Origin of the sequence: Sphaerimonospora thailandensis, from assembly GCF_016863115.1 — a bacterium.
In the GTDB taxonomy this organism is placed as follows: domain Bacteria; phylum Actinomycetota; class Actinomycetes; order Streptosporangiales; family Streptosporangiaceae; genus Sphaerimonospora; species Sphaerimonospora cavernae.
In genome coordinates this window covers 1-12,811 of sequence record NZ_BOOG01000044.1, presented here as the reverse complement: position 1 = coordinate 12,811, position 12,811 = coordinate 1, and the positions used below count along the sequence as shown (strand labels likewise).

The window sequence follows — 12,811 nt, the reverse complement described above, 5'->3', positions numbered from 1 at the left end:
CGCCCGCCCACGCGTTTCAGCGCGTCACGCCAGAGTCGGATCGGCTCAGGGCTGGATCGGCTCAGGGTTGGATCGGCGCGACGACGACCTCGACGCGCTGGAACTCCTTGAGGTCCGAGTAGCCGGCGGTGGCCATCGTGCGCTTGAGGGCGCCCATCAGGTTCATGGAACCGTCGGCCACGACGGACGGGCCGTGCAGGATCTGCTCCAGCGTGCCGATCGTGCCGAACTCGACCCGCCTGCCGCGCGGCAGCTCGGGGTGATGCGCCTCCGAACCCCAGTGGAACCCGCGGCCGGGGGCGTCTGTCGCCCTGGCGAGCGGCGACCCCACCATGACGGCGTCCGCGCCGCAGGCGACGGCCTTGGCGATGTCGCCCGACCCGCCCATGCTGCCGTCCGCGATCACGTGGACATACCGACCGCCCGACTCGTCCAGGTAGTCGCGGCGGGCCGCCGCGACGTCGGAGATCGCCGTGGCCATCGGCACCGCCACGCCCAGCACGTTACGGGTGGTGTGCGAGGCGCCGCCGCCGAACCCGACGAGCACGCCCGCCGCGCCGGTCCGCATGAGGTGCAGCGCGGCCGTGTACGTCGCGCAGCCGCCGACGATGACCGGGACGTCGAGCTCGTAGATGAACTGCTTCAGGTTCAGTGGCTCGGCCCGGCCGGACACGTGCTCGGCGGAGACCGTGGTGCCGCGGATCACGAAGATGTCCACGCCGGCGTCGATCACGGCCTTGTGGTGCTGAACGGTCCGCTGCGGCGACAGCCGTACCGCCGCCGTGACGCCCCCGGCGCGGATCTCCTCGATCCGCCGTCCGATCAGGTCGTCCCGGATCGGCGCGGTGTAGATCTCCTGCAGCCGCCGGGTCGCGGCCGCCTCATCGAGGGTGGCGACCTCCTCCAGCAGCGGCGCGGGGTCGTCGTAGCGCGTCCACAGCCCCTCCAGGTCCAGCACGGCCAGGCCGCCCAGCCGGCCGATCTCGATGGCCGTGGCCGGGGAGACCACGCTGTCCATCGGGCTCGCCACCAGCGGCAGGCCGAAACGGTAGGCATCGATCTGCCAGGAGATCGAGACCTCCTCGGGATCGCGGGTGCGCCGGGATGGCACGATGCCGATCTCGTCCAGTGCGTACGCCCGCCGTCCGCTCTTGCCGCGCCCGATCTCCACCTGACTCATCGCCGCCTGTTCTCTTCTTCCTGGCCGTTGAACGTGGTGTCAGCGCCGGTGGTAGTTCGGCGCCTCGACCGTCATCTGGATGTCGTGCGGGTGGCTCTCTTTGAGGCCCGCCGCCGTGATGGGCATGAGCTGCGCCTTCTCGTGCAGCTCGGAGATCGTCCGGGAGCCGGTGTACCACATGCCCTGGCACAGCCCGCCGACGAGTTGGTGGGCCACCGCCGCGGCCGGGCCGCGATAGGGCACCTGACCCTCGATGCCCTCGGGGATGTACTTGTCCTCCCCGGACACCTCGGCCTGGGCGTAGCGGTCCTTGCTGAAGGACTCCCCGCCGCGCTCGCGGTTCCGTACGGCGCCGAGCGAGCCCATGCCCCGGTAGGACTTGAACTGCTTGCCGTTGATGAAGATCAGGTCGCCGGGCGACTCCTCGCACCCGGCGAGCAGCGAGCCCAGCATGACCGTGTCGGCGCCGGCGGCCAGCGCCTTGGCGATGTCCCCCGAGTACTGCAGGCCTCCGTCGCCGATGACCGGCACGCCCGCCGGTGCGCAGGCCCGGGCCGCCTCGTAGATCGCGGTGAGCTGGGGGGCTCCCACGCCCGCGACGACGCGGGTGGTGCAGATGGAGCCGGGGCCCACGCCCACCTTGACCGCGTCGGCGCCCGCGTCCACCAGGGCCTGGGCCCCGGCCCGGGTGGCCACGTTGCCCGCGACCACGTCCACCCGCCCGTTGGCGTTGGCCTTGACCTTGGCGACCATGTCGCACAGGCCCTGGGAGTGCCCGTGGGCGACGTCCACCACGATGACGTCGGCCCCGGCCTCGATGAGAGCCGCCGCACGCTGCTCGGCGTCGCCCGCGACGCCGATGGCCGCGCCGACCATGAGCCGCCCGTTGGCGTCCTTGGTGGCGAGGGGATACTGCTCGCTCTTGATGAAGTCCTTGACCGTGATGAGGCCCCGCAGCCGCCCGGCCTCGTCGACCAGCGGGAGCTTCTCCACCTTGTTCTGCCGGAGCAGCAGGAAGGCCTCGTCACGGGAGACCCCGACGAGGGCCGTCACCAACGGCATGGCGGTCATGACCTCGCGGACCGGCCTGCTGTGGTCGGTCTCGAACCGCATGTCCCGGTTCGTCACGATCCCCACCAGCATGCCGTCGGCGTCGATGACCGGTACACCGGAGATCCGGTACGTGGCGCACAGCCGCTCGACATCGGCCAGCGTGTCATCCGGAGAGCAGGTCACCGGGTTGGTCACCATCCCCGCCTCCGAACGCTTGACCAGGTCGACCTGCTGGGCCTGGTCCTCGATCGAGAGGTTGCGGTGCAGGATCCCGATGCCGCCCTGACGGGCCATCGCGACGGCCATCCGGGCCTCGGTCACCGTGTCCATGGCCGCGGACACCAGAGGGATGCGCAGCATGATGCTCCGCGACAGACGAGTCGTGGTGTCGGCCTCACCCGGCTGAAGATCCGAATAGGCGGGAACGAGGAGCACGTCGTCGAACGTGAGCCCCGGTTCGGTGAACTTGGCCATCTCCAACCCTCCTGCGCCGACCCCTCCTGCGCCAACCCGTCCTGCCTTGGCGGGAGGGTTGTTCCGCAGCACCGACGTCAGTCTATGGGTCGCGCGCAAACCAAAAGTGGGGGGATCACGAATGATCCCCCCACCTTCACGGGCATCGCACCGGCCGCAGCCATCGAACCCCCCTCCGCGCCCGAGTGACGCGGCCACCGTGCTTACGCAAAGTCAATAATGCGTCACGGACCGTCAATGCGCAATGCCTGCGCGGAAATCCGCTGAACGTGTGCGGCGGCCATAGTCAGCGGCACGACGACGGCGAGGGCGAACGACATGACATGAAGATCAAATAGATGCCGGCCCAGAAACGGCGGCCCACATTTCCGGATTTTTACAAGAAATATTTGGACATGGGGGTGGGTGCCGCCGCGAATCTGACAGCCGGCATGGGCCGACGCCGAAGTCCGTCGTCGGCGGGCGCACGCCACGAATGTTCGGCCCCTCCGACTCCGGTCGGCCGGGGCTCACTTTCCACCGCTGGGTCGGTCGTAGCCATAGGGTGGGATGCGTGCTGGAAGACGTCCCCCGCGATCCTTTCGCGGATGACCCCAACGACCCCGCAGGGGAGCTCGGAGCGCCGGACGACCCCGAGCCGCTGACCCTTGCCGAGCGCGACGAGGCGCTGACCGACCTGGCCGACGTGGAGGTCTTCCGCTCCCTGCTGGAGCCTCAGGGCGTGCTCGGCCTGGTTCTCGACTGCCCGGAGTGCGGCGACCAGCATTACTTCGACTGGGACCTGCTCCGCGGCAACCTACGGCAGATGATCGACAACGGCCGGCCACAGGTGCACGAACCGGCCTATCGACCAGACCCGGCCAACTACGTCAGCTGGGAGTACGCCAGAGGCTACGTGGACGGCGTGATCGACACGGAGGAGAGCCGGTAGTCGGCCACCTCGCCCGTCTCGTCGACGTCGGCGACGAGCGCTCTGAGAAGCCGGATGGCGGGATCACTGAGCAGCCGGACGGCCGGGTCGGCGTCCGACTCCACGATCTCGCGACGTGCGAGAGCATCGAGGACGGTGTCGGTGAGCGCTGTGTCGTCCTCCACGTGGGCGGTCAAGCAATCGACTCCAGCTCGGCGATCTGCCGCAATCTGGCGAGAGCGCGATGCTGGGCAACCCGGACGGCACCTGGTGACATGCCCAGTACATTACCGGTCTCCTCGGCCGAGAGCCCCGACACCACCCGCAGGATCAGGAGCTCCCGCTGGTGTTCGGGAAGCCGCGAGAGCAGGGCCCGCGCATGTTGCGCCTCGATGTAACGCACCACGGTCTCCTCGGGCCCAGGCCTCTCGTCGGGCCCGTCCGGCAGGTCCTGCGTCGGCACCGCCGAGCGCACCGAACTGCGCAGCGCGTCCGCGACCTTGTGTGAGGCGATCCCGAACACGAACGACGCGAACGGGCGCCCCATGTCGCGGTAACGGGGCAGCGCCGACAGCACGGCGATGCACACCTCCTGGGCCACATCGTCCGCGATGTGATAGTGACCCGAGACCCTGCCGAGCCTGGCTCTGCAGTAACGAACCACCATCGGGCGCAGATGTCCCAGCAAAGACTCGATCGCGGCGCGATCTCCCCGTACGGCGAGGCTCGTCAGTTCCCTGAGGTCGGACTCATCCGATCTCGTCGCAAGCCTTACCCCAGTTGCGGCGTCGGCGACGCGTCCCTCGGTCACGTTAGGCATGATGCCCGCCACGATCGTTCATGTCGTCATGGTTGACGGCTACGGATTGGTCACATTGACGCGTCGATAACAATAAGTAATCGGACGACCACTAAACATTGGAACATTCCAACGGCCTGTCCCTAATTGCCGCTTATTCGGCCGGTGGTGGCCGGAAAAAAGTACGGCTCCCGCCTCGGGAGGCGGGAGCCGTACGCGGCTCGCGTCACCGGACCGCGGTCCGATGATCAGCGCATCATGGGCTGAGGCTCAGTGGCCGTGACCGTGGCCGTGACCGTGGCCGCCGGCGGCGGCGGGGGCCTCCTCCTCGGGCTTGTCCACCACGAGCGCCTCGGTCGTCAGCAGCATGCCGGCGATGGACGCGGCGTTCTGCACGGCCGACCGGGTCACCTTGACGGGGTCGATGACGCCCTGGGTCACCAGGTCGCCGTACTCGCCCGTCGCGGCGTTGAGGCCCTCCCCCGCGTTGAGCGCGGAGATCTTGGAGACGACGACGTACCCCTCCATGCCGGCGTTCTCCGCGATCCAGCGGGCGGGCTCGACCAGCGCCTTGCGCACGATGCCGACACCGGTGGCCTCGTCGCCCGACAGGCCCAGGTCGTCCAGCTCCTTGGACACGTGCACCAGCGCGGAGCCGCCGCCGGAGACGATGCCCTCCTCGATCGCGGCGCGGGTCGCGGAGATCGCGTCCTCGAGACGGTGCTTCTTCTCCTTGAGCTCCACTTCGGTGGCGGCGCCGACCCGCAGCACGCAGACACCGCCGGCGAGCTTCGCCAGCCGCTCCTGCAGCTTCTCGCGGTCCCAGTCGGAGTCCGACTGCTCGATCGCCAGCTTGATCTCGCGGACCCGGTCCTCGATCGCCTGCGCGTCACCGGCGCCGTCGACGAGCGTGGTGTTGTCCTTGTTGATCACGATGCGGCGGGCGGTGCCGAGCACCTCGAGGCCGACGTGCTCCAGCTTGAGGCCGACCTCCTCGCTGACGACCTGGCCGCCGGTGAGGATCGCGATGTCCTGCAGCATGGCCTTGCGCCGGTCGCCGAAACCGGGCGCCTTGACGGCGACGGAGGTGAAGGTGCCGCGGATCTTGTTGGTCACCAGGACGGCCAGGGCCTCGCCCTCGACGTCCTCGGCGATGACCAGCAGCTGCCGCTTGGTCTGGGCGACCTTCTCCAGCAGCGGCAGGAAGTCGGCGATCGAGGAGATCTTGCCCTGGTGGATCAGGACGTACGGCTCCTCGAGCACGGCCTCCATGCGCTCGGGGTCGGTCACCATGTAGTGCGACAGGTAGCCCTTGTCGAACTGGAGGCCCTCGGTGAACTCCAGCTCCAGGCCCATCGCGTTGGACTCCTCGACGGTGATGACACCGTCCTTGCCCACCTTGTCGAACGCCTCGGCGATCAGCTCACCGATCTTGGCGTCCTGAGCGGAGATCGTCGCGACATTGGCGATCTCCTTCTTGTCCTCGACGTGGCGGGCGCTGTCGAGCAGCCGCTCGCTGACGGTCTTGGCGGCGACGTCGATGCCGCGCTTGAGCGCCAGCGGCGCGGCGCCGGCCGCGACGTTGCGCAGGCCCTCGCGGACCATCGCCTGGGCCAGCACGGTCGCCGTGGTGGTGCCGTCGCCGGCGATGTCGTTGGTCTTGGTCGCGACTTCCTTGGCGAGCTGCGCGCCGAGGTTCTCGTACGGCTTGTCGAGCTCGACCTCACGCGCGATCGTCACGCCGTCGTTGGTGATGGTGGGCGCGCCGAACTTCTTGTCGATGACGACGTTGCGGCCGCGCGGGCCGAGGGTCACCTTGACCGCGTCGGCGAGGGCGTTCACGCCACGCTCGAGAGCGCGCCGCGCGTCCTCTTCGAACTCCAGGATCTTGGGCATTCACGTCTCCTTCTGAGCAGTGAGCCCCGGGCACGTGACCCGGGGCTCCGCATGCCGTACGCGGCTTACTTCTCGATGATGGCGAGCACGTCGCGAGCGGAGAGCACCAGGTACTCCTCGCCGCCGTACTTGACCTCGGTGCCGCCGTACTTGCTGTAGAGGACGACGTCGCCCTCCTTGACGTCGAGCGGGATACGCTTCTCGCCGTCCTCGTCCCAGTTGCCCGGGCCCACCGCGAGGACCTTGCCCTCCTGCGGCTTCTCCTTGGCGGTGTCCGGGATGACCAGGCCGGAGGCGGTGGTCTGCTCGGCCTCAAGCGGCTGGACCACGATGCGGTCGCCAAGCGGCTTAACGGGAACCTTGGTGGCGGTCGTCACGATCGGACCTCCCCTTCAGATTGCGATGAATGAGCTGAAGAGGCGACCAGCGGCCTGCCGTCGCGGGTGTCAGACCAGTCTCGTCGCAGTTGGCACTCTCTATGGGTGAGTGCCAACACGAAACAGTATGCAAGTGCGCCCGGACAGTCAACACGAACCCGCCTCGCAGGTCAGATGGGGCATGACCGGAAGCCGCCGATCAGCGGTAGCGTCGGTGGGCGTGGACCTCGACGCATTTCGCGAACTACTCGCGCCCGAAGGACGCCGGGCCCTGGCCCAGGCCGTGGATCTCGTGGCCGCCGGCGCCGAGCCGGTCGCCGCGGTCACGGCGCTGCGCAGGACGTACTCCCCCGCGCTGACCTCGGCCGCGCTCACCCAGGCGACGCTGCGCCGCCGGGCCGAGGCCAAGTTCGGCGCGCACGCGGCCGCCATGTACTTCACCCCACATGGCCTCGAACAGGCCACCCGCGCCGAGGTCGCCGCACACCGCGCCCGCCGGATCGCGGCACTCGGCTCGCAGTCGGCCATCGCGACGGAAGCGGGGCCGGGAACGGGGCCGAGGGTGCTCGACGTGTGCTGTGGGATCGGCGGCGACCTCGTCGCGCTCGCCCGCGCCGGCTGCCCGGTGGACGCGGTGGATCTCGACCCGCTCACCGCCGAGGTCGCCCGCGCCAACGCCGCCGCGCTGGGCCTGTCCTCACCGGGCCCGCCCTCACCGGGCCTGCCCGCCCCGGTCCGGGTCCGTACGGCGGACGCCGCCGATTGCGATCCCCGCGGATATGACCTGATGTTCGCCGATCCGGCCAGGCGGAGCGCCAGGGGCCGCGTCTTCGACCCGATGGCCTACTCCCCCGCCTGGCCGGCGGTGCTCGAACTGGTCGCCCGGGCGCCTGCCGCCTGTGTGAAGGTCGCCCCCGGCATCCCGTACGAGTTCATCCCGGACGGCGCGGAGGCCGAATGGGTCTCCTACAAGGGCGAGGTGAAGGAGGCGGCCATCTGGACCGGTACGGGCACGGAGGGCCGGCGGGCGACGCTGCTGCCGTCTGGGGCGACGCTGACGCCCACCGGCGCCGAGGTGGCCGCCGGACCGGTGGGACGGTACCTCTACGAGCCCGACGGAGCCGCGATCCGGGCGCATCTGGTGGCGGAGGTCGCCGAAATCGTCAAAGGACACCTGCTCGACCCGCGGATCGCCTACATCACCGGTGACCACGCCGTCGTGACCGAATGGGCGGCATGCTATGAGATCACCGACGTCATGTCCTTCTCACTCAAACGGCTGCGCGCGGCGCTGCGGGAACGGGGCATCGGGAACGTCACCATCAAGAAACGCGGATCGGCGGTCGATATCGAACGACTGCGTAAAGACCTCCGGCTTTCCGGGGCGAAATCGGCGGTAATCGCCCTTACCCGAATCGAAGATCGCCCATATGCCCTGCTCTGCCGGCCGGCCAAGATCCCGTGATCAAATAAAATACCCCACCGCCCAGTCCCGTGATCTTGCACTCACGACTGCAAGATCACGGGCCGGGGCCTGGTTTGACCGGTGGTCGCTCAGACGTGAACGGTCGTGATCGGCAGGGATGAATCAGCCGGGATGTCCAGCGAGGACGGATCCACACCGGCCGCGACCAGGTTCGCCCCCAGCGCGGCGACCATCGCGCCGTTGTCCGTGCACAGCCCGGGCCGAGGCACCCGCAGCCGCACTCCCGCCGCGTCGCAGCGCTCCTGCGCCAGCACCCGCAGCCGCGAGTTGGCCGCCACTCCGCCGCCGATCAGGAGATCCTTGACGTCGTACCGCGCGCAGGCCTGCAGCGCCTTGCGGGTGAGCACGTCGACGACCGCCTCCTGGAACGACGCGGCCACGTCGGCCACCGACACGGGCTCTCCTGCCGCCTCACGTGCCTCCACCCACCGGGCCACCGCCGTCTTCAGCCCGGAGAAGGAGAAGTCCAGCGTGCCGTCGTCGTACTTCCCCCTGGGGAACGCGACAGCCGTACCCGAGCCCTCACGGGCGGCCCGGTCGATGTACGGGCCACCGGGGAACGGCAGGCCGAGCACGCGCGCGACCTTGTCGAACGCCTCGCCGGCCGCGTCGTCCACGGTCGAGCCCAGCGAGACCACGTCCTGTGCGACATCGGGCACCAGCAGCAGCGAGGAGTGGCCGCCGGAGACCAGCAGCGCGATCGCCGGCTTGGGCAGCGGGCCGTGTTCGAGTTGGTCGACGGCCACGTGCGCGGCGAGGTGGTTGACCCCGTAGAGCGGGACGCCGAGGCCCATGGCGTACGCCTTGGCGGCGGCGACCCCGACCAGCAGAGCGCCCGCCAGGCCGGGTCCGGCGGTGACCGCGACCGCGTCGACGTCGGACAGCCGCAGGCCCGCCGCGGCCAGCGCGCCCTCCACCGTCGGCGCCATCGCCTCCAGGTGGGCGCGTGAGGCCACCTCCGGGACCACGCCGCCGAACCGGGCGTGCTCGTCCATGCTGGAGGCGATCGTGTTGGCCAGCAGCGTGTGACCGCGGACGATGCCCACGCCGGTCTCATCGCAGGAGGTCTCGATCCCCAAGACGATCGGCTCGTCAGTCCTGCTCATGGCGCTCCCCCGTTCGATCCAGCTCCTTCACCATCGTTATCGCGTCCGTCCCGTCGTCGTAGTAGCGTCGCCGCAGCCCGAGCGGCTGGAAACCGAACCGCTCATACATCGCCTGTGCGGGAGCGTTGTCGGCGCGCACCTCGAGGAACACCGACCGCGCGCCGCGTCGTACGGCCTCCGCGACCAGCGCGTCCATCATCGCGGCGCCGACACCGGAGCGGCGGTGCCCGGCCAGGACCGCGATCGTCTGGATGTCGGCCTGGTCGGCCGCGGCCGCGAGCCCGGCGTATCCGACGATCTCCCCACCCGCCTCCGCGACCACATAGTGCCGGGTGCGCGGCTGGTCCCGCAGCTCACCTCGCATCATCGACTCACTCCACGCGTCGGCCGGGAACGTGCCGCGCTCGATCTCCATCACCGCGGGCAGGTCCTCAATGCGCATCTGGCGCAGCACGACGGTCTGTCCGGCCGTGCCGCTCCGCCCCGAAGTGCCGTCGGTCACAGGTCCACCACGCTCACGCCGTCACGCGCTTGGGCGCTCCGGGGATCTGGGCGTCCGGCCTGCGCAGATAGATCGGCCGGGGCGGGCCGAGCACGCCCAGCTCACGCGCCTTCTCCACCGAGTCGATGCGGCCGTCCGGCATCTCGGCGAGTTCGGCGGCCTCCTCGACTGTCAGCCCGGCGAGCCGCCCGGCCGCCAGGGCCGCCAGCGCGCCGGCCGACGGATGCTCGGGGCCCGCGACCCGGTCGGCGCCGATCGTCTCCGCGTACATGCGGGCACCGGCCCCGACCACGGGCAGGTCCGGCGGGAGGTCGTCCGGGCGGTCGACGCGCGGCCCGTCGAGGCGGGTCACCGCGTCGCCGTACCTCGCCCAGAAGACCTCCTTGCGGCGCGCGTCGGTGGCGACCAGGAACGGCCCGTCGATCTCTCCGGTCTGCCCGGTCTGCCCGGTCGCGTACGCGATCGCGTCGAGCGTGCACACCCCGAACGCCGGCGCCCCGATCGTCGTGGCGAGCGCCGTGGCGGTCATCAGGCCTACCCGCAGGCCCGTGTACGGCCCCGGTCCGGTCCCCGCGACGATCGCGGTGACGTCCCGGAGTCTCACGCCGGAGTCTCGCAGGACCTGTTCGATCGCGGGAGCGAGCAGCTCGCCGTGGCGGCGCGCGTCGACGGTGGTCGACTCGGCCACCACATAATCGCCGTCGTGCAGGGCCGCGGTGACGGCGGGGGTCGCGGTGTCGAAGGCCAAGACAAGCACGAACGTCAAGCGTAGTCCTTCACCCGCCCCACCCCATCCCATTCCCGCCCCACTCCCCCCGTGATCTCGCAGTCGCCGGATCAGGATCGCGCGCGGATCAGGCGGAGCCGACCCGGGAGGCGTAGACGATGACGTTGTCCCGGTATTCATGCCGCGACCAGTCGAAGGAACCGCCACACGTGATCAGCCGCAGGCCGTCCTCCGCGTAGACACGCTCGGCCGGGAACCGCTCCTTGGGCACGCGTTCCACCGAATCGACCCGGTACGACACGGTCGTGCCGTCGCTGCGCAGCACCTTCACCGCGGCGCCCGCGCTCAGATCGCGCAGGTGGAAGAACACGGCGGGCGCCGTCTTGGTGTCGACATGTCCGATGATCACCGATGCGCCGGGATCGCCGGGTACGGCACTGCCCGTGTACCAACCCGCGGCCGACGGCTTGTCGAACGGCGGCAGTTCGACATCCCCCTCCGCCGTCAGACCGAGCTTCACCAGCGGGGCCTGGAGTTTCAGCGCCGGGATGTCGATCCGCTCGGGCACGACGTACGCCGCCCGGCGGGGCCGGGCCGCACCGCTCTCGGTGTCATCTTGGGGACCGGCCAGCACGAACATCGCGAACCCGGTGACGATGCCCGCCACGACCACCCACCGGGTGGGAACCGCCAAGGTCAGTCCCCAGAACGTCGGCGGGGCGCGGGTCGATGGGTCGCGGAACGCCTGCGTACCACGACGACGCCGACGCCGGCGGCGGCCAGCAGCACGGCGATGGTCAGGCCTATCGGCAGGGCGGAATCGTCGGCCGGGCCACCCGCGGCCGTGCCGCCGCCACCCGCGTGCGGCGCACTGGTGGGATATTTCTTCGTCTTGGTCGGAGTCGACTCAGGCTCAGGCTTGGGCTCGACGATGCGGAACCTGGCATCGCCGATGTCGTTGGTGGCCTCGCAGCGCACCTGCACCCGGTAGCCACCCGGCTTGGCGTTCGGTCTGATCACCGCGCTGCCGCGCACCTCCGGCACGATGGCAGCGGGGGTGGGCGAGAACGTCGCCGTGCCGGTTTTCCCCGGCCGCCGTGCCGGCGGCACCAGCGTGACGAGGCCCGTGAAGGCGTCGGACCTGGCGGTCGCCCGATATTCAGGGCCACCCCGCGGCAGCGGGCACGCCGCCGTGATGAGAACGGTCGCCGTGATGTCGTTGGATTTGGTCGAGCCGCCGTCGATCCGTTTCGGGTCCACCGTGACGCGAATGTCCTGCCGGGAACTCCGTACGGACTCTGTCGGCGTGGGCTGCGCCGTCCCGGATTGGGAGCCGGACGCTCCGGCGTCGGCCTGGGCCGTACATCCGACCGCGGCGAGGAGGACGGCCCCCGCCGCGGCGCCCCGCATGACACTGCCCATCGACCCCACCACTCCCACGCCGGATCCCTTACCCCGAAAATCTAGGCCAATTCATGACTCAAGATCTTCCTATCGGCAGGATCCCCGCCCTGCCGCCCCTCACAGAGGAGGAACAAGCAGGTGGAGGCGGCGATCTTCCTCGTCCGCCCATGAGTAGGTCACCCCGTCTCGTGTCACTTGGAACACGGAACCTGGGCAACCCGCCGTACCCTCCTGGGCTCAAGAACCCACCCCGCCCCCGAACCGACGGCCAAGGAGAACACCTCCCGGCCGCCCAGCAGAACTCCAGTGGTTGACCAAGGCCATCGAGGCGGCCAAGAGCAGGGCGGCCAGGTCCGGCAAGCGGGTGGAGATCCCGGAACGCAACACCGAGACCGCCACCCTGTACGCGCCCGGCACCCCAGGACAAGGCGATTCCCGGGAACTGGGCCGCGCCCAGGGAAGATTCCGCAGGACATCCACTGACACGCGGAACGCCCGGCATCACCAACGCTCAGAACAGGAAGCACTTCTCACAGATCGAGATGCATATGAATGTGGGAAGGCCTGGAGCGATGCACTGGCTGATCCCAGGGGAGACTCCGGAGGAGAAGGAGGAGCACCCGCACAGGTTCTACATCATCTACTGTAAGTACTACATGCCACAGGCGTACCGACCTTCCACGAGGGACGATAAATTGCCCAAGGGTATGGGCAATCAGTGCGATGAGTATCCATTCGCTTCGACCAAGCAGGGAGCCAGTTACGCTCAAGGGAACTATTCCGCGAGGGCCCTGAACGGGGTGCAGAACAGGAAGCAAGGAGATGCCCTGCTCAAGTTCTACGGTGATTTCCGAGTCGGAGAGGACAACAGGTTTTGGGCGCTCATATATTGAGCCC

General features: G+C 69.4%; 14 protein-coding genes. 3 read left to right on the top strand and 11 right to left on the bottom strand.

Annotated elements, in window-relative coordinates; translation table 11 throughout:
• Window positions 1-61 precede the first annotated feature (61 nt).
• Both Mth01_RS21505 and guaB read right to left on the bottom strand, forming a co-directional pair.
• Window positions 62-1,180, bottom strand: a complete 1,119-nt coding sequence (locus Mth01_RS21505) for a GuaB3 family IMP dehydrogenase-related protein (protein ID WP_204017713.1) — start codon at window positions 1,178-1,180, stop codon at window positions 62-64.
• A 39-nt stretch (window positions 1,181-1,219) separates the two neighbouring features.
• Window positions 1,220-2,707: an IMP dehydrogenase gene (guaB, locus tag Mth01_RS21500; RefSeq protein WP_275408999.1), complete on the bottom strand. Its 1,488-nt coding sequence runs from the start codon at window positions 2,705-2,707 to the stop codon at window positions 1,220-1,222.
• 553 nt (window positions 2,708-3,260) lie between these two features.
• On the opposite strand from guaB, the gene Mth01_RS21495 reads away from it, so the two are divergent.
• Window positions 3,261-3,638 carry a DUF5319 domain-containing protein gene (locus Mth01_RS21495; RefSeq protein WP_204017712.1) on the top strand — a complete coding sequence of 126 codons (378 nt, stop codon included), beginning with the start codon at window positions 3,261-3,263 and terminating at the stop codon, window positions 3,636-3,638.
• Here the strand turns inward: Mth01_RS21495 and Mth01_RS21490 are convergent.
• The 4 genes from Mth01_RS21490 to groES form a co-directional block, all read right to left on the bottom strand.
• Window positions 3,599-3,814, bottom strand: a complete 216-nt coding sequence (locus Mth01_RS21490) for a hypothetical protein (RefSeq protein ID WP_204017711.1) — start codon at window positions 3,812-3,814, stop codon at window positions 3,599-3,601. The two genes, Mth01_RS21495 and Mth01_RS21490, sit on opposite strands and share 40 nt — an antisense overlap.
• The gene (locus tag Mth01_RS21485; protein ID WP_204017710.1) at window positions 3,811-4,437 is read right to left on the bottom strand and encodes a sigma-70 family RNA polymerase sigma factor; all 627 of its coding nucleotides are present in this window, start codon (window positions 4,435-4,437) and stop codon (window positions 3,811-3,813) included. Before Mth01_RS21485 ends, Mth01_RS21490 begins: the two co-directional genes overlap by 4 nt.
• Window positions 4,438-4,686: 249 nt before the next feature.
• Window positions 4,687-6,312 (bottom strand): chaperonin GroEL, encoded by a 1,626-nt coding sequence (gene groL, locus Mth01_RS21480; protein ID WP_204017709.1) that lies wholly within the window; start codon window positions 6,310-6,312, stop codon window positions 4,687-4,689.
• Window positions 6,313-6,377: 65 nt separating this feature from the next.
• Complete coding sequence (groES, locus tag Mth01_RS21475; RefSeq protein WP_055482820.1) at window positions 6,378-6,689, bottom strand: co-chaperone GroES; 312 nt, start codon at window positions 6,687-6,689, stop codon at window positions 6,378-6,380.
• A 220-nt stretch (window positions 6,690-6,909) separates the two neighbouring features.
• On the opposite strand from groES, the gene Mth01_RS21470 reads away from it, so the two are divergent.
• Complete coding sequence (locus Mth01_RS21470; RefSeq protein WP_239089881.1) at window positions 6,910-8,154, top strand: class I SAM-dependent methyltransferase; 1,245 nt, start codon at window positions 6,910-6,912, stop codon at window positions 8,152-8,154.
• An 89-nt stretch (window positions 8,155-8,243) separates the two neighbouring features.
• Here the strand turns inward: Mth01_RS21470 and tsaD are convergent, their stop codons facing one another.
• The 5 genes from tsaD to Mth01_RS21445 all read right to left on the bottom strand — a co-directional run bounded on the left by tsaD (window position 8,244) and on the right by Mth01_RS21445 (window position 11,932).
• Window positions 8,244-9,281 carry a tRNA (adenosine(37)-N6)-threonylcarbamoyltransferase complex transferase subunit TsaD gene (gene tsaD / locus Mth01_RS21465; RefSeq protein WP_204017707.1) on the bottom strand — a complete coding sequence of 346 codons (1,038 nt, stop codon included), beginning with the start codon at window positions 9,279-9,281 and terminating at the stop codon, window positions 8,244-8,246.
• Complete coding sequence (rimI, locus tag Mth01_RS21460) at window positions 9,268-9,723, bottom strand: ribosomal protein S18-alanine N-acetyltransferase (protein WP_204017751.1); 456 nt, start codon at window positions 9,721-9,723, stop codon at window positions 9,268-9,270. The genes tsaD and rimI overlap by 14 nt, the downstream gene beginning before the upstream one ends.
• Window positions 9,724-9,796: 73 nt before the next feature.
• Window positions 9,797-10,540 (bottom strand): tRNA (adenosine(37)-N6)-threonylcarbamoyltransferase complex dimerization subunit type 1 TsaB, encoded by a 744-nt coding sequence (tsaB, locus tag Mth01_RS21455; RefSeq protein WP_204017750.1) that lies wholly within the window; start codon window positions 10,538-10,540, stop codon window positions 9,797-9,799.
• Between the two features lie 97 nt (window positions 10,541-10,637).
• Window positions 10,638-11,204, bottom strand: a complete 567-nt coding sequence (locus tag Mth01_RS21450) for a class F sortase (RefSeq protein WP_239089880.1) — start codon at window positions 11,202-11,204, stop codon at window positions 10,638-10,640.
• 2 nt (window positions 11,205-11,206) lie between these two features.
• The gene (locus Mth01_RS21445) at window positions 11,207-11,932 is read right to left on the bottom strand and encodes a hypothetical protein (protein ID WP_204017706.1); all 726 of its coding nucleotides are present in this window, start codon (window positions 11,930-11,932) and stop codon (window positions 11,207-11,209) included.
• Window positions 11,933-12,486: 554 nt separating this feature from the next.
• On the opposite strand from Mth01_RS21445, the gene Mth01_RS21440 reads away from it, so the two are divergent.
• Window positions 12,487-12,807, top strand: a complete 321-nt coding sequence (locus Mth01_RS21440) for a NucA/NucB deoxyribonuclease domain-containing protein (RefSeq protein ID WP_204017705.1) — start codon at window positions 12,487-12,489, stop codon at window positions 12,805-12,807.
• Window positions 12,808-12,811: the final 4 nt, after the last annotated feature.

Bases quoted from the DNA above. Each gene is read 5' to 3' on its own strand.
- groL (WP_204017709.1), bottom strand. From the start codon at position 6,312: ATGCCCAAGATCCTGGAGTTCGAAGAGGACGCGCGGCGCGCTCTCGAG.
- rimI (WP_204017751.1), bottom strand. From the start codon at position 9,723: ATGCGCATTGAGGACCTGCCCGCGGTGATGGAGATCGAGCGCGGCACG.
- tsaD (WP_204017707.1), bottom strand. From the start codon at position 9,281: ATGAGCAGGACTGACGAGCCGATCGTCTTGGGGATCGAGACCTCCTGC.
- Mth01_RS21445 (WP_204017706.1), bottom strand. From the start codon at position 11,932: ATGGGCAGTGTCATGCGGGGCGCCGCGGCGGGGGCCGTCCTCCTCGCC.
- guaB (WP_275408999.1), bottom strand. From the start codon at position 2,707: ATGGCCAAGTTCACCGAACCGGGGCTCACGTTCGACGACGTGCTCCTC.
- Mth01_RS21505 (WP_204017713.1), bottom strand. From the start codon at position 1,180: ATGAGTCAGGTGGAGATCGGGCGCGGCAAGAGCGGACGGCGGGCGTAC.
- Mth01_RS21440 (WP_204017705.1), top strand. From the start codon at position 12,487: ATGCACTGGCTGATCCCAGGGGAGACTCCGGAGGAGAAGGAGGAGCAC.
- Mth01_RS21485 (WP_204017710.1), bottom strand. From the start codon at position 4,437: ATGCCTAACGTGACCGAGGGACGCGTCGCCGACGCCGCAACTGGGGTA.